The sequence below is a fragment of the Oryzobacter telluris genome, from assembly GCF_043099285.1.
Classification (GTDB): Bacteria; Actinomycetota; Actinomycetes; order Actinomycetales; family Dermatophilaceae; genus Oryzobacter; species Oryzobacter telluris.
Genome location: NZ_CP170723.1, coordinates 302,057 through 317,494, shown reverse-complemented (window position 1 = coordinate 317,494; position 15,438 = coordinate 302,057). Strand labels below are relative to the sequence as shown.

At 71.1% G+C, this 15,438-nt stretch carries 16 protein-coding genes; 8 read left to right on the top strand and 8 right to left on the bottom strand.

Going from position 1 to position 15,438, the window contains the following annotated elements; genetic code table 11:
- The first annotated feature begins 386 nt into the window (after window positions 1–386).
- Window positions 387–941 (top strand): NADPH-dependent FMN reductase, encoded by a 555-nt coding sequence (locus ACFLFB_RS01460; protein WP_392543933.1) that lies wholly within the window; start codon window positions 387–389, stop codon window positions 939–941.
- A 125-nt stretch (window positions 942–1,066) separates the two neighbouring features.
- The gene (locus tag ACFLFB_RS01455; protein WP_392543932.1) at window positions 1,067–2,398 is read left to right on the top strand and encodes an adenosylmethionine--8-amino-7-oxononanoate transaminase; all 1,332 of its coding nucleotides are present in this window, start codon (window positions 1,067–1,069) and stop codon (window positions 2,396–2,398) included.
- 29 nt (window positions 2,399–2,427) lie between these two features.
- On the opposite strand, the gene ACFLFB_RS01450 is transcribed toward ACFLFB_RS01455, so the two are convergent.
- The 6 genes from ACFLFB_RS01450 to ACFLFB_RS01425 all read right to left on the bottom strand — a co-directional run bounded on the left by ACFLFB_RS01450 (window position 2,428) and on the right by ACFLFB_RS01425 (window position 6,705).
- On the bottom strand, window positions 2,428–3,147 hold the full coding sequence (locus tag ACFLFB_RS01450; protein WP_392543931.1) for a hypothetical protein: 720 nt from the start codon (window positions 3,145–3,147) through the stop codon (window positions 2,428–2,430).
- A 41-nt stretch (window positions 3,148–3,188) separates the two neighbouring features.
- Window positions 3,189–3,605 carry a pyridoxamine 5'-phosphate oxidase family protein gene (locus ACFLFB_RS01445; RefSeq protein ID WP_392543930.1) on the bottom strand — a complete coding sequence of 139 codons (417 nt, stop codon included), beginning with the start codon at window positions 3,603–3,605 and terminating at the stop codon, window positions 3,189–3,191.
- Window positions 3,606–3,631: 26 nt separating this feature from the next.
- Window positions 3,632–4,567, bottom strand: coding sequence for a hypothetical protein (locus tag ACFLFB_RS01440; RefSeq protein WP_392543929.1), 936 nt, complete (start codon window positions 4,565–4,567; stop codon window positions 3,632–3,634).
- 31 nt (window positions 4,568–4,598) lie between these two features.
- Entirely contained in the window at window positions 4,599–4,973 is a 375-nt protein-coding gene (locus ACFLFB_RS01435) for a GntR family transcriptional regulator (protein WP_392543928.1), read from the bottom strand.
- Window positions 4,970–5,920, bottom strand: coding sequence for a hypothetical protein (locus ACFLFB_RS01430; protein WP_392543927.1), 951 nt, complete (start codon window positions 5,918–5,920; stop codon window positions 4,970–4,972). The genes ACFLFB_RS01435 and ACFLFB_RS01430 overlap by 4 nt, the downstream gene beginning before the upstream one ends.
- A gap of 77 nt (window positions 5,921–5,997) precedes the next feature.
- The gene (locus ACFLFB_RS01425) at window positions 5,998–6,705 is read right to left on the bottom strand and encodes a hypothetical protein (protein ID WP_392543926.1); all 708 of its coding nucleotides are present in this window, start codon (window positions 6,703–6,705) and stop codon (window positions 5,998–6,000) included.
- 92 nt (window positions 6,706–6,797) lie between these two features.
- Between ACFLFB_RS01425 and ACFLFB_RS01420 the strand changes: the two genes are divergently transcribed.
- The 6 genes from ACFLFB_RS01420 to ACFLFB_RS01395 all read left to right on the top strand — a co-directional run bounded on the left by ACFLFB_RS01420 (window position 6,798) and on the right by ACFLFB_RS01395 (window position 12,021).
- Window positions 6,798–7,955 (top strand): 8-amino-7-oxononanoate synthase, encoded by a 1,158-nt coding sequence (locus ACFLFB_RS01420; protein WP_392543925.1) that lies wholly within the window; start codon window positions 6,798–6,800, stop codon window positions 7,953–7,955.
- Window positions 7,955–8,665: a dethiobiotin synthase gene (bioD, locus tag ACFLFB_RS01415; protein WP_392543924.1), complete on the top strand. Its 711-nt coding sequence runs from the start codon at window positions 7,955–7,957 to the stop codon at window positions 8,663–8,665. Before ACFLFB_RS01420 ends, bioD begins: the two co-directional genes overlap by 1 nt.
- Window positions 8,662–9,189, top strand: a complete 528-nt coding sequence (locus tag ACFLFB_RS01410; protein WP_392543923.1) for a low molecular weight protein-tyrosine-phosphatase — start codon at window positions 8,662–8,664, stop codon at window positions 9,187–9,189. The genes bioD and ACFLFB_RS01410 overlap by 4 nt, the downstream gene beginning before the upstream one ends.
- Before the next feature lie 65 nt (window positions 9,190–9,254).
- The gene (gene purB / locus ACFLFB_RS01405; RefSeq protein ID WP_392543922.1) at window positions 9,255–10,694 is read left to right on the top strand and encodes an adenylosuccinate lyase; all 1,440 of its coding nucleotides are present in this window, start codon (window positions 9,255–9,257) and stop codon (window positions 10,692–10,694) included.
- Window positions 10,691–11,173, top strand: a complete 483-nt coding sequence (locus ACFLFB_RS01400; RefSeq protein WP_392543921.1) for a GNAT family N-acetyltransferase — start codon at window positions 10,691–10,693, stop codon at window positions 11,171–11,173. Before purB ends, ACFLFB_RS01400 begins: the two co-directional genes overlap by 4 nt.
- 320 nt (window positions 11,174–11,493) lie before the next feature.
- Window positions 11,494–12,021, top strand: a complete 528-nt coding sequence (locus ACFLFB_RS01395) for a DUF6998 domain-containing protein (RefSeq protein ID WP_392543920.1) — start codon at window positions 11,494–11,496, stop codon at window positions 12,019–12,021.
- A 1,189-nt stretch (window positions 12,022–13,210) separates the two neighbouring features.
- Here ACFLFB_RS01395 and ACFLFB_RS01390 read toward each other — a convergent pair.
- The gene (locus ACFLFB_RS01390) at window positions 13,211–13,522 is read right to left on the bottom strand and encodes a hypothetical protein (RefSeq protein WP_392543919.1); all 312 of its coding nucleotides are present in this window, start codon (window positions 13,520–13,522) and stop codon (window positions 13,211–13,213) included.
- A gap of 318 nt (window positions 13,523–13,840) precedes the next feature.
- Window positions 13,841–15,142, bottom strand: a complete 1,302-nt coding sequence (locus tag ACFLFB_RS01385; RefSeq protein WP_392543918.1) for a hypothetical protein — start codon at window positions 15,140–15,142, stop codon at window positions 13,841–13,843.
- Window positions 15,143–15,438 lie beyond the last annotated feature (296 nt).

Below are 15,438 nucleotides of genomic sequence, written 5' to 3'. Positions count from 1 at the left end.
GCGGCGTTCCGAGCTGGAGCCACCGCGGTTCTGCGCGCACTGCCGCCGCCGGATGAAGGTGCAGGTCACGCCGGGGACGTGGACGGCGACGTGCGTCCAGCACGGCACCGTCGAGCACTCCACCTGGTCCTAGCCGCTGCCTTTCTCGCGGCGAGTGCGGAAGTGGTCGCCCTGGCAACCACCTGAGCACTCACCGCCAGGGCTTCTTCGCGGTGAGTGCGGAAGTGGTCGCCCTGGCAACCAGCTGAGCACTCACGGCGGATGAGGTCGCGGGGTCGGCGGCGATTGGCGAGTCCCGCGGGAATGTGGCACGGTAGTTGACGGTTCAACTTTCCGATCAGCGTTGATCGTCCTGCACCGATCCGCCACCCCACCGGGAGACCACCGTGAACGTCCTCGTCCTCGTCGGCAGCCTGCGCGCCGGCTCCACCAACCGCCTCCTCGCCGACGCCGCCGTCGCCCACCTCCCCGCCGGCGTCGACGCGACCGTCTTCGAGCGCCTCGCCGAGCTCCCGCACTACTCCGAGGAGCTCGACCACGACGACGTACTGCCCCAGGTCGCCCGCGACCTGCGCGAGGCCGTCGCCGACGCCGACGCCGTCCTCCTCGTCACCCCCGAGTACAACGGCTCCCTCCCGAGCGCCGTGAAGAACGCCGTCGACTGGGCCTCCCGCCCGCGCGGCGCCGCATCCATCGCCGGCAAGCCCGCGGCCGTCGTCGGCGCCAGCGGTTCGCCCAACGCCGCGAAGTGGGCCCGCGAGGACGGCGTCAAGGTCCTGCGCGTGGCCGGCGCGGTCGTCATCGAGGACACCTTCGGCATCGGCTCGTCGTTCCAGGCCTTCGAGGACGGCCGCCTCACCGACGCCGCGCTCGACGCCGAGCTGCGCACCCTCGTCGCGCGCCTGGCCGGCGAGGTCACCACCGCCTCCTCCGCCGCCTGACCCTCCGTTCCTCCCCGCCGTGAGTGCGGAAGTGGTCGCCCCGGCGACCACTTCCGCACTCACCGCGGTTGGTGGGGACGGACCCTCCGGCGGCGCCGGCCGCGGCATCGGCACAATGGGCGGCGATGAGCCCCGACGCGCACGACCCCGCCGCCCACGAGGCGCTGCTCGCGTTCGACCGCGCGCACGTGTGGCACCCGTACTCGTCGGCCCTCGCCCCGCAGGATCACTACGTCGTGGACTCGGCCGAGGGAGTGCGCCTGCGGCTGCGCGACCGTGACGGCACCGCCCGCGAGGTCGTCGACGCGATGAGCTCGTGGTGGTGCGCCCTGCACGGCTACCGCGTCCCCGAGCTCGATGCCGCGGCCCGCGACCAGCTCGACCGCATGTCGCACGTGATGTTCGGTGGCCTCACCCACGAGCCCGCCGTCGGGCTATCCCGCCGCCTGCTCGACCTCGCCCCCGACGGCCTCGAGCACGTCTTCCTCGCCGACTCGGGCTCGGTGTCGGTCGAGGTCGCGATGAAGATGGCGCTCCAGTGGCACATCGCCGCCGGCCGCCGCCGGACCCGGTTCTTCACCGTGCGCGGTGGGTACCACGGGGACACGTTCAACCCGATGTCGGTCACCGACCCCGACGGCGGCATGCACCACCTCTTCCGCGGCGTCCTGCCGCAGCACGTCTTCGCGCCACGCCCGCCTGCCGGGATCGACCGCGAGGCCGACGACCCCGAGCTCGCCGCCTGGGCCGCCGCCACCCGCGAGCTCTTCCAGGCCCACGCCGACGACCTCGCCGCCGTCATCGTCGAGCCCGTCCTCCAGGGCGCCGGCGGGATGCACGTCTGGTCGCCGCACGCGCTCGCCGTCCTCCACGACCTCGCCCACGAGCACGGCGCCCTCGTCATCCACGACGAGATCGCGACCGGCTTCCACCGCACCGGACCCCTCTGGGCGGGCGACCGGCTCGACTCGACCCCCGACATCCTCACCGTCGGCAAGGCGCTGACCGGCGGCTACCTCACCCTCGCCGCCGTCCTGTGCACCCGCGAGGTCGCCGAGGGCGTCAGCCGCGGCGAGGCGGGCGGCCTCATGCACGGCCCGACGTTCATGGGCAACCCGCTGGCCTGCGCGGTCGCGAGCGCCAACCTCGACCTCCTCGCCTCCCGCGACACCCCGGCCGAGGTCGCCCGCATCGAGCGCGGGCTGCGCGAGGGACTCGCTGCCGCGGCGCAGCTCGACTCGGTGGCCGAGGTCCGCACGCTCGGCGCGGTCGGCGTCATCGAGCTGAGGGAGCCGGTGCGCGTCGCCGAGGTGACCGCGGCCGCCATCGCGCGGGGCGTGTGGGTGCGGCCGTTCCGCAACCTCGTGTACACGATGCCGCCCTACGTCACGTCGGATGCCGACCTCGCCACCGTCACCGGCGCGCTCGTCGGCGCCGTGGAGGACGTCCACGGCTGACCCGCCGCCCCCGAGCCGACCCGAAAGGGTCAGGCCGGCGGCTCGGCGTCCAGCGCGCTGCGCCACTCGGCGAGGCGCGCCTGGCCCTGCGCGGTCACCAGCACGGGACGGTCGCGGAAGAAGCTGGTGGTCGCGCCCCTGACGACCAGCCCGTCGGCGCCGAGCCGGTCGAGGCCGGCCTGCGCGCGCGCACCGGATAACCCCGTCAGCCGCGGGATCCAGTCGGCGTGCACGCCGACCCGCCGCGCGTCCTCGACGACGGCCAGCACCGCCAACGCCTCGGAACCCGAGGGCCACTCCAGCGCGGGAGCCACCAGAGCCGCACGCCACGTGCCCACCTCACGCGCTCCGGCCGCGGCCACGACGCAGGCGATGACGAGGCCCACGAACGCCGAGAACGCGGCACCCACGAACAGCCCGACGACCAGCGCCCACACCACGAAGAGCACCCGCAGGGCGGTCCGAGCCCGCTCACCGACAGGCTTCCGTGTCGAGTTCGCCCTCCGCCCGGCCACCATCACGACGATCGTCACGGCGAACGCGGCCAGGGCCAGTCCCTCGGGTAGGACCTGCCGCAGCACGGCCCCGAGAGCGCACCCCACAGCCCCGGCGAACCACTGCGCCGCCGTCCACGGCCGGCCTCGGACGTCGATCAGCGGCACGGCCGCGAGCGCCGCCCGGACCGGGCCCACGTCATCGGCGCCGGTCACCCCCGGCACGTCGACCCGCGCCGCCACCCCGTCATCCATGCGACGAAGTATGGCCACCGAGCACGACGCGCGTCACCCGGTCACTCGGCCTTGGCCTCGCCCCAGCCGTGCCAGTGCGTGACCTCGACCCAGCAGCTGACCCGCGCCCGGTCGCGCACCGGGTAGTCGCGCCCGCCGTAGTGGTTGGACAGCCGGTCGATGTCGGCCAGCCCCTTCTCGACGTCGTCCTCCCACCGCACCACGCGCCCGCGCACCGACACGTGGGTGTACCACTCGCCCTCCTTGAGCGCGGTGAGGGCGACCTCGGGCTTGTCGCGCATCCACTCGAGGCGGGCGCGAGAGGCGTCCATGTTGAGCAGCACCGTGCCGTCGTCCTCGACGAGGTACCAGGTGGCCACCGACATCGGGGCGCCACTCGGCATCAGCACGGCGACGACCGCGGGGTTGGGCCGGCGGAACAGCTCGGCGACGTGGTCGGGCAGCGGTGCCTTGGGCATGGGTCCTCCTGGGACGGATCGGGTGGTCAGGCCTGGCCCGGGGCGGGCGAGACCGAGGTGATGAGGTCGTGGGAGCCGTCGGTGCGCGCGGCCTCGGCGTACCAGCGGGTGGAGCCGTCGGGCAGCGGCACGGCACAGGCGTAGCGGAGGGCGCCGTCACCCTCGGGCGAGCGGGCGGCGGGTCCGTCGGGGTCGGCGACGAGCCGCGCGGCCACACCGCCGCCGCCCACCCCTCGCGCCACCCCCGTGCGCTCGAACCAGTTGTCGTCGGCGGTGGGGCGACCGTCGTAGAGGACGACGAGCGGGTCGGTCGACACCACCGCGGTCACCCGGGCGCCGCGGGCGTCCCACGTGCCCGGCGTCCCGGCCAGCACCTCGCCGGCATCGGCCCAGGTGAGGCCGTCGGCGCTGGTGAGGTGGCGGGTCGTCATCCGGTCCTCGTGGCCGGGGACGTCGAGCGGGTGGCAGCACAGCCAGAGGTGCCACGTGCCGTCATCCCCGATGACGACCACCGGGTCCTTGACCCCGACGTCGGGTCCGCCGGGGAGGACGACCGCGCGCCGCCCCGAGGCCAGCGCACCCGGCGCCTCGGCATCCAGCGCCTCCACCCACCAGTGCCGCGAGCCCGGCGTCGCACAGCTGAGGTAGAGCCGCCAGCCCCCGCCGGGAAGGGCAACCAGCGCCGGCCGCTCGAGCGACGCCGCCCCGAACGCCTCGCGCCCCACCGACGCCACCTCCTCGAACCGCACCCCGTCGGAGGACCGCGACACCACGACTGCGACCCCGCGCCCCTCGTCGAGAGGACGCCGCACCCGGTGGGCCAGCCAGAACACCCCGTCGACCAGCACCGCACTCGGCGCCCCGGCCCAGCTCCCCGCTCCCGGACCGGGCGCCGCGACGACCACCGCGGACCCCGCCACCGACGGCAGGGCCACGGGAGGAAGCGAGCGCACCGAGGTCACCCGATCGAGGCTAGACCCGCCCCCGGACGGATCAGCGCCCGGCGACCCGCCGGAGCACGTCCACGGCGTCGTCCCGCGGGATCCCGAGCATCCGCGCCCGCTCGAGGTACGCCGCCGCCGCGTCCTCCAGCGCCAGCACGGGAGTCGCCGCAGCGGGCGGCGACGGCGCCACCCGCGTGCCGCCACCGCGCCGCGACCGCACGTACCCCGCGGCCTCGAGCTCGCGGTAGGTCCGGGCCACGGTGCCGGCGGCGAGCCCGAGGTCGGCCGCGAGCTGCCGCACGGGGGGCAGCCGGTCGCCCGCGCCGAGCACCCCGCTGCCGATGAGGTCGGCGAGCTGGCGGCGCAGCTGCTCATAGGGGGGCGTGGGGTCGAGGACGTCGACCGTGACGGTGGACAGCGTCATCGGACCGGGGCGCCGACGGGGGTCGCGTCGCCGGGCAGGGGCCGCGGCAGGTCGTCGACCTTGATCGTCGGGGTGAGGAAGAGGCCGGCCAGCAGGCCCAGGGAGGCACCCGTGGCGACCGGCGACACGACCGCGGCCACCCACGCGACCGCCGTCTCGACCCCCGTCCCGGGGCAGGTGTTGGCCATCAGGGCCGACAGGACCAGCCCGGAGACCGGCCCGAGCGTCCCCAGCACGGTGACCGTCGCTGCGGTGAGGACGTTGCCCACCGACCAGCGGCGCAGCGTGGTGTCGAGACCGTGGCTGTCGAGCTCGGGCCGCGGCCGCGCCACGACCGCCCGCAGGGCCACGGCCACCAGCACCGCGAGGACGACGAAGGCCACCGCCAGCGGGACCGCGTAGAACGACCCCGGCCACGGACCGTGCGCGCTGCCCATCGTCGTGCGCCCGAGGTCGGGGAGGACGACCTCGCAGGTCCGCGCGTACGAGCGCCCCGCGCGACCCAGGTCGTCGGGCGACCCCCACGCCGCCCCGATGCCGAGCGTGCCGGCCAGCAGCGCCGACCCCACCCCGAGGACGACCGCCCGCCCCCGCGGGACGAGCGCGCCCAGGCTGCGGCGCTCCATCACGGCCGAGCGCCGGATGCCGACGGGCGGCCGCGCGGTCAGCTCGCCGACGATCGTGCCGAGGAGGATGCCCGCCCCCAGCGCGACGGGCGCCAGCGCCGTGAGCCGGCCGAGCGCGTCGACCCGCTCACCGAGCGAGAACAGCAGCCCCGCGACCACGACCCCGAGGACGAGGCCGACCACCCGCCATCCGCGGGTGTGCCGGGCGATGGCGACGGCCCCGGCGTGCTCGTTGAGCCCCACCGTGATGACGACCCGGCGCAGCATCGAGACGACGAGCCCGAGGAGCCCGATCGGAAGGGCGAGGACGAGGACCCGCATGACAACCCCCAGGTTGTGTCGACTGACTGGTACAAGTCAGAGGATGCCGCCGCCTCCCGACTTGTGTCAAGCAGTTGTCACAAACTGTCGCTGTCGGCTTCCTCGGATGACGCCGCAGGGTCCGGGCGCGCGGCCACCTCCTGGAGGCGGCGCCGCTCCTCGGCGAGGAAGCGACGCCCGGCCCGGGTGACGTGGACGGGCACCGACAGGCGCGACGAGCCGAGCCACCGGCCACCGCCCTCCACGAGCCCGCGGGCCTCGAGGGCAGCGAGGCTGTCGGTCCCCTGGGCCGGCGAGACGCGGGCCCGGTCGAAGAGCCAGGCGCGGTCGATCGCGCTGGTCCGCGCCGCGACGGCGAGGACGGCGAAGTCGTGGTTCTCGTCGGGCCACTGGGCGGCCTTGACCCGGTGGTCGCTGCCGTGGAGCACGGCCCCGACCCAGGGGGAGCGCAGCCGGGCACGCGTGGGCAGCCGGTGCACGGGCACGGCCTTGGCGAGCTGCGGCCAGAAGGGCGCGAAGGCCACGGCCACGACGAGGACGACAACGGGCACCGGCACGGGCGACGAGCCGTCCTGGCCCACCCACCATCCGAGCCGCCCGGCGGCCCAGGCCGCCAGGAGCACGACCGACGCCACCTGGAACACCGCCCGCACGAGCAGCCAGCGGGCGCCCTGCGGGTGGAGCACGGAGGCGCGCGCCTCGGCGCGCAGCAGCGCCCGCGCGAGGACCGCCTCGGCCGGGTCAGGGGGCGGCACCCGGGGCGGACGCCGACGGCGATCCGTCATGCGGACAGTGTGGACGCGCAGCCGGGCTGCGCTCAGCCGATCCGACGAGATGTCAGCCGTCCGGCTGAGGCGCTCATGGCAGGATCGACGACGTGACGAGCCCCCTCGACTGGATCCGCGAGGCCGCCGCGACCCGTGCGGAGGCCGGGCTCACCCGACGCCTCGCCACGACCAAGTCCGGCGACGGCCTCGACCTCGCGGGCAACGACTACCTCGGCCTGCGCACCCACCCCGCGGTCGTCGCGGGCGCCGTCGCCGCCGCCGAGACCTACGGCACCGGGGCCGGCGCCTCGCGCCTCGTCACCGGCACGCTCGACGTCCACGACGAGCTCGAGGCCGCGCTCGTCGCCCTCACCGGCGCCCGGTCGGCCCTCGTCCTGTCCAGCGGCTACGCGGCCAACCTCGCCGTCCTCACCACGCTCGCCGACGCCGGCACCCTCGTCGTCAGCGACGAGCACGCCCACGCCAGCCTCATCGACGGCTGCCGCCTCTCCCGCGCGGCCGTCTCGGTCTCCCGCCACAACGACCTCGAGCACGTCGCCGAGCTGCTGAGCCGGCGCGACCTCCCCCGCGCGGTCGTCGTCGCCGAGTCGATCTACTCCGTCCTCGGTGATGCCGCGCCGGTCGAGGACCTCATCGCCCTCTCCGCAGAGGTGGGCGCCATCCTCGTCATCGACGAGGCCCACGCGCTGGGGGTGGTCGGCCCGCGCGGTGGCGGGCTGGTCGCTGCCGCTGGCGCCTCCGGGGCCGAGCACGTGGTGGTCACCGGAACGCTGTCGAAGTCCTTTGCGGCACAGGGCGGCACGGTCCTCGCGTCGCCGGTCGTGCGCGAGCACCTCGTCAACACCGCACGCCCCTTCATCTACGACACCGGGCTGGCGCCGGCGTCGGCCGGTGCCGCGCTCGCCGCCATCCAGGTGCTGCGCGAGCACCCCGAGCTCACCGCGCGGGTCCACGCCAACGCGGCCCGGCTGGCCGAGGCGTGCGGCGTCGCCGCCCCCGCCGGCGCCGTGATGTCGGTGCCGATGCCCGGCCCGTTCGAGGCGGTCGAGGCCGTGGAGACCGCCCGCACCCACGGCATCCGGATCGGCTGCTTCCGCCCGCCGTCGACCCCCGACGGCAGCTCGCGCCTGCGGCTCACCGCCCACGCCGACCACACCGAGGACGAGATCGAGCGCGCGTGCGCCGTCCTCGACCTCGTCACTGGTCGTGGCGACCACGGTTCTGCCCCAGCCGATCTCGTGCACTGATGGCCGACCCCCGCTCCCTGACCTCCGTCGTCCTCGTCACCGGTACCGGCACCGAGATCGGCAAGACCGTCGCCACGGCGGCCCTCGCCGCGGTCGTGCGCGAGCGCGGCAGCAGCGTCGCCGTGGTCAAGCCCGCCCAGACCGGGCTGCTCCCCGGCGAGCCCGGTGACGTCGACGAGGTGCGCCGCCTCGTCGGCGACGACCTCACCACCCACGAGCTCGTCCGCCTGCGCGACCCCCTGTCGCCGGAGGCCGCGGCCCGCCGTGAGGGAGTCACCCTCCCGACGATCGCGAGCCACGCCAAGCGGGTCGGGGAGATCGCCGCCGAGTCGGAGGTCGTGTTCGTCGAGGGCGCGGGCGGGCTGCTCGTGCGGCTCGACAGCCGAGGCGGCACCCTCGCCGACCTCGGCACCGGGCTGCGCTACAAGGGCATCGGCTGCGGGGTCGTCCTCGTCGCGAGCGCCGGGCTGGGCACCCTCAACACCGCGGCGCTCACGGCCGAGGCGCTGGCGGCGCGGTCGCTCCCGCTGCTCGGCGTCATCATCGGGTCGTGGCCCGACGAACCCGGCCTGGCCGAGGAGAGCAACCTCACCGACCTGCCCGCCGTCACCGGCGCACCCCTGTGGGGCCGCATCCCCGCCGGCGCCGGCCGGATGGAGCGCGCCGACTTCCTCGCCGGCGTCCCGACCTGGTTCAACCTCGACGCATGACCGGGGAGGACGAGCCGTACCGCGTCACCGTGGTGTGCACCGGCAACATCTGCCGCTCGCCGATGGGTGAGTACCTGCTGCGCGAGGCGTTCGAGGAGGCCGGGCTGGGCGGGCGCGTCGTCGTCGACTCGGCCGGCACCTCCGACGAGGAGCATGGCAACGGCATGCACCCGCGCACGGCCGCCGTGATGCGCCGCAACGGGCACGTCGACCGCGGCTGGTCCGACCACCGCGCCCGCCAGTTCGAGGCCGACTGGTTCGCCGAGGCCGACCTCGTCCTCGCGGTCGACCACGGCCACGTGCGCCGCCTCAACGCCCTGGCCCACGACGACGGCGAGCGCGCCGCCATCCACCTGTTCCGCTCGTTCGACCCCGAGGCCGTCGCCGCGGGCGAGCTGGGCATGGACGACCCCTGGTACGGCACCGACCCCGCGTACGACCAGACGTACGCCGAGATCACGGCCGCGGTGCCGGGCATCGTCGAGCACGTCCGCGCCGAGCTCGACGCCCGCGACCGCGCCTGACCCGGCCCCGCTCCCTCACCGGACGGGCGGACAGGGCACCCCTGCGGCTCTGGGAGGATGGGGGCATGGCTTCCGACGCGACCAGCCTCGCCGCCTCGACCCACCTCGCCGACGCCGAGCCGCCCATCGCCCTCGGCGCGCTCGACGGGCGCTACCGCGGTGCCGTGGCCGACCTCGTCGACCACCTCAGCGAGCCGGCGCTCAACCGGGCACGGGTGCACGTCGAGGTCGAGTGGCTCATCCACCTCACCGAGCGCGAGGTCGTCCCGGGCGTCCGCCGTCTCACCGCCGCCGAGCAGGACGCGCTGCGCGACGTCGTGCGCACCTTCGGCACCGCGGAGATCGAGGAGATGGCCGCCACCGAGCGGGTCACCCAGCACGACGTGAAGGCGGTGGAGTACTTCCTCAAGAAGCGGCTCACCGACATCGCGCCGGCCGATGAGGACCGCGGCCTCGCCGAGCTCATCCACTTCTGTTGCACGAGCGAGGACGTCAACAACCTGTCGTACTCGGTCATGGTCAAGGGCGCGGTCCACGAGGTGTGGCTGCCCCGCGCGACCGCCCTCGTCGAGAAGCTCGCGACGATGGCGTCCGACCTGCGCGACGTCCCCCTCCTCGCCCACACCCACGGGCAGCCGGCCACGCCGACGACGATGGGCAAGGAGCTGGCCGTCCTCACCTGGCGGCTCCAGCGCCAGCTCGCCCGCATCGAGGACGCGGAGTTCCTCGGCAAGCTCAACGGCGCCACCGGCACCTACGGCGCGCACGTCGCCGCCGTCCCGGGTGCCGACTGGCAGGAGCTCAGCCGCGAGTTCGTCGAGCACCTCGGCCTCACGTGGAACCCGCTCACCACGCAGATCGAGAGCCACGACTGGCAGGCCGAGCTCTACAGCGACCTCGCCCGGTTCAACCGCGTGCTGCACAACATGTGCACCGACGTCTGGACCTACATCTCGATGGGCTACTTCGCCCAGGTGCGGGGACAGGGCACGGTCGGGAGCTCGACGATGCCGCACAAGGTCAACCCGATCCGCTTCGAGAATGCCGAGGCCAACCTCGAGGTGAGTAACGCCCTGTTCGACGTCCTCGCCGCGACGCTCGTGCAGAGCCGCCTCCAGCGCGACCTCACCGACTCCTCGATGCAGCGCAACATCGGCTCCGCGTTCGGGCACAGCCTGCTCGCCATCGACAACGCCGCCCGCGGTCTCGACGGCCTCGATGCCGTGCCGACCGCGATGGAGGCCGACCTCGACGCCAACTGGGAGGTGCTCGGCGAGCCCATCCAGTCAGCGATGCGCGCGCTCGGCGCCGCCGGCGTCCCCGGGATGGAGGAGCCGTACGAGCGGCTCAAGGAGCTCACCCGCGGCCGGCGCATCGGTCGCGAGGACCTCGTCGCCTTCGTGAAGTCCCTCGGCCTCCCGTCTGATGTCGAAGAGCGGCTCGCCGCGATGACGCCCGCCACCTACGTCGGGCTCGCGCCGGAGCTCGTCGACCACCTGCGGTGAGCGCGTCGTTGTCGTCGGGCGAGGTGCGGGTCGTTGCGGCCGACCTCTCCGACCCTCGGGTTGCTGCCCTCCTGGCCGAGCACCTGGCCGAGATGGAGCCCACGGCACCTCCGGAGTCGCGGCACGCCCTGACTTTGGACCAGTTCCGGGTGCCCTGGGTGCGGCTCTGGGTGGCCGAGCTGGATGGCGCGCTGGTCGGGTCGGTCGCGCTGAAGGAGGTCGGGCCCGGGCACCTCGAGATCAAGACGATGAGGACGTCCGCCGCCGTTCGTGGTCGCGGGCTGGGGCGGGTACTGCTGGCGCACGCCCTGGGTGAGGCGCGGGCTTCGGGTGCGTCACGGGTCAGCCTGGAGACCGGCGTCGTCCCGCTGTTCGACGCTGCCCGGGCCCTCTACACGAGCGCCGGCTTCACGCCCTGCGAGCCCTTCGGCACCTACCACCCCGACCGCCACAGCACCTTCCTCACCCTCGAGCTCTGACCAGACGGCCAACGACCCCGCGGGCTCAGCGTCAGGGCGTCGGGGACGGAGGCGGTTGCGGCCGGTTGAACCACTGCCACGCGGCAGCGCACGCACCGAGCAGCATGCCTCCGAACACCCCGAGCCCGGTCACGATCGACGCCGAGCCAACCACTCCCCACGACACGACCGGGTCGTCGTCCGACATTGCCCCACCCGCTTCCCGGTTTTGCGTCACCGTCTTGCGGACGGGCTTGGGTGTCAACGGCTGCTTGGGGCGCTAAAGCTCGGGAGCCACTGCCGGAATGTCAGCGTGACGCAACCAACGGTGCGACAGCGGCATGTGCGGTTGTCACTTGCTTCGAGAAGGCATCAGGGATGATCACCGCATGCCAGATCACGGCCAGAGAAGTGCGCGCACAGCGGAACTAGTAGAGCGACTTCATCATGTGGTCGCTGAGCTCGAGTCGATGCATCCAGGCAGGCGGTTTCCCCTAGACGGGCACCTCGTCGGTTCCATTGGTGAGGCAGCGGCGGAAGCCCTCTTCGACCTCACCCTCGTCACGGCGTCTTCAACGGGCCACGACGCGGTCGCTGGAGACGGGCGAAAAGTCGAGATCAAGGCGACCTACGGAGCCAGAGGTGTGGCGCTGCGCGCGACGTCTCAAGGACATGCGGAGTCGTTGATCGTGCTCCGGCTCTCGCGCGTTGTGGGAGTCCCTCACGAAGTTGTCTACAACGGCCCACTGGACGTTGCTCTCACCGTTGCAGGCCCCACCCAGAGCAACGGCCAAGCATCTATGAGCCTGGCTCGTCTTCGATCCTTGAACGTTGAGATCCAGCCCGCCGCAAGGGTCGCAGAGCGATAGCGCCGCTTGCGGCATGTCAGGAAGCCGGTGATAGCCGAGCACAGCCCTCGCGCGAGTGTCGGACCACGTTCGTAGGGTCGTCGCCATGGCAACAGCACTCTGGGGATTTGGCGGCACCCTCGTGGCCGCGCTGCTCGCACTTTCGGGGGCGGTATGGGTTGAGATCCGTCGAACCCGGCGCGAGGCACTAGCCGCGCGTCACGCGGATCTACAAGGGGCGGTCGTTGAGTTGCTCACGAGGTCAACGCAGCTTCACTCTCGTATGACGCAAGTGCGCGGACACTCCAATGCTCACGCCACGGTGGGTGGGCTGGTGGACCACGTGCTGCGTGCGAAGGTGCCAATGGATTGGGTTGCTCTGTTCGAACCGATGAACGTCGAGATGGAGCACATGGTGCGAGCCAATTCGCGACTCTGGGTTGGCCACAACCACGAGACCGCCCGACTCGGGGATGAGGTCGTAGCGACCGCGGCACAGGTCATCGAGGCGGTTACTGCCTCGGCCAAGGGCGCACAGCCGAGGCGCCTCTTCCGTACACGCCGCTCATCGCAGCGGACCGCTGAACAAGCCGTGGCTCCGGCCGTGGCGAGTATGTCTGCCGCTCGGAACGCCTTGGCTCTTCATGCACGAGAGTCCCTAGGCCTGCCTACTGTCGTCTCTTCTGATCAGAGCCCCGCAGCGTAGAGCCACCTCCATCGTGATGACCAGAGTCACGATGCTGCCGGTGAATGGCCGTAGAGGTTTCTCTAGTAGAGCTCGTCGCAATCGAGGCACCGGCGCTCTGCGACGCGTGCCAGGTTGCCTTCAGTCGCCAAAACGACGTGCGGCCCAATTCGGGGCCACAACTCGGCCGTGGCTGTCCAGCCCCACTTAGGCGGCACCAGATGCGCATACTCAGGAAGGTGCATGCAGTCCAAACGATGTGCCACACCCGTAGGTGAGATCAGGATCGATTCGGCCCCAGGTCGCGGCCCTTCGTAGTCAGGGGGGTCGGCAGCCTTCCACGGCGCCGGCCCACGCGCAGGGGCCGAGCACTCCGGCGGACACTGGTAGCGAGGCCACTCGCGCTTAGGTCCCTTTCGCTCACTCAACGAGGGTAGCCATCGTTCTGGAGATCAGTCCTGGTTCGGCTCGGACCGCGACGGACTCTGGCGTGTGGCGGCATGTGCGCACGTCGATCGCGACTCGTCAGCGACCCGCCTCAACCCAAGATGCCGACTTCGTCATACCGGCAGCCCTGGCGGCGATGTAGCGCAGGGCCACCTCGGCTCCCACGTCTTCGGCGTACTCATCCATGACACGAACTTCTTCGATGGAGTCCGCCACTTCCGTTGGGACGCCGCCATCAGACCAGCCAGCATCCACGAGGTAACTGCCGTGTGTCGAGATGTTTGGGTCGATGCGCCGAACGTCAATCTCCACACCGGCCACTCCCTGCAGCCGTTCCCGAACAAGCGCAGCGAATGCCGGCCCAAAAGGACCTGACCAAGTCGGCGTCACGCAGACAGCGTAGATGTCCCCTGGGGCACGGGCTGAGCGCGGCATGTCTGAACGTGCGCGGGCTGCGCTTCCAATAGGCCAGTGTCGAGCTGACCGACACAGCGGCTGTGAGTACTCGGCCGCTTCCAGAGCACCTTCGGCCATCGCCATGGTCAGCCAGGGCAGACGAGCGGTGATCGTCGCCAAGAGAAACGTGGATGCCACAGTGGTCAGCGGACCCCACGTGGCCACCATTCCTTGGCGCATGTTGGCTTCGTCGATCTCCGTCCTTACCCGCCAGCGCCGCACGTACCGTTGTGATCAGGTCGGCCGATGAGTTCATTTGTTGGACGGGTCGTTAGCACGCGCGTTAGCTAGGAACTCAGGAGGTCGCGGCCACTCATAGAGACCCTCAGGTGGATATTTCCTTCCTATTCTTTCGTCCCAGGTTTGCACGTAGAGACGGTAGAGCGCGTCTTGGAATTCGGCGTCGGAGACTTCAGCGTTCCCCTCCGCGGCTGGCCATCCGCGCATACCTAGCCAGTTCGTGAATGCACTGTCGACGAACATGCGTAGTTGGTGGGTCAGATCTAAGGGGTGACCACCCGAGCGATCTCGCTGCCATCCTTCCCACGTTTCGAAAGCAATGAGCAGCAGACTTTGCCATCTAACTTGGAACGACGGATGCGTCTCGCCCGAGCGCTGCTCGATCCAGTGTTCGCCCACATGCGCCAAAGCAAGAAGGCTGAAACAGCCACCAATGATGGCGTTATATGCACTCTTATAGTCCCGTTCACCAGTAGTTCCATCCGAAAAGGACCCGGCAACGATCTTGAAGGCCATCGCGTCACATAGAAGTTCCTTCTGTTGATTCGCAGGGTAGCTTTCGATGAATGCACGGGACGTTTCGCTGAGTTCACACAGAAGCATTGCTCGCGCTTCCTTCGCGCGACGTTCACTGTTCTTACTGGTATGGCCGAGAATGTGATGCGCAAGCTCATGCCCGAGGGTGAACGTCACGACCGACTGAACTGCCTCGTCTATGTCAGCCGCTTCGCGTCCGGGCACATATAGGTGTATGGATTGATCTCCGGGGTCGATCTTAAACTCGTCCCGCCAGCCCTCTGCAGCCCTCTCCAACCGCCGCCAAGCCTCCCGGGAGTTGACCAGTTCCTCTTGATGATAGGTCGGCACGTCTCCTCGTTCGTACGCTCGAGCGTGCTCGCGGAATGAGTACAACATTGCATCGTATGCCAGCACATAGGACTCGATCATCCAGATAAACTGAAGAGAGACACTGACGATCGCGGCGAATCGCTGGTTGTGAGCTTCGGCATTCGGTAGGCCGTCAAGCGTAACACCGTAAAAGATATTGTCCGCCAGGGCCGACCAGCGCGAAGGGAGCTTGCCATGCAACGAGACGGCGTTTCGCTCGACTATGGGACAGTTTGACCTGTTTGGGGCAAAATCAGAAAGGAGCCGCCATTCGGGACGCGCAGTGTACTCATCTATTGCATTTCGCGCCTCCTGGGTCGTGGCCGCCCCTGCGAGTTCCGCCGCCACGTAGGACCAGATGCTGCGGTCCTGAGCCATATTGTTGCTGTTCAGGAAGAGTCCCCTGGAATTCTTCAGTCTCCACACCCAGCCATTGTGACTGATAACCACGGACAAGCGGAGCACCCAGCGTCCCGTGTCACCACATTCTGGCGCCCAGACGGCTTCCCCACGCTCCAGCAGAGCATTTGACACCGGGAGAGGCGCCGAAGTCCTCGACGAAGGAGACGGCAACAGCGTTGACGACCTCGTCGTCACCCGCTCGGAGACACGGTTCATGCACGCACGCCGAACCCGACGACAAGGGGCGCATCACCACGATCAGCGGCGCGGCGGAATGACACATCGAACCCGGTGCAGGCAGTCCACTTTGAGCCGGGTGG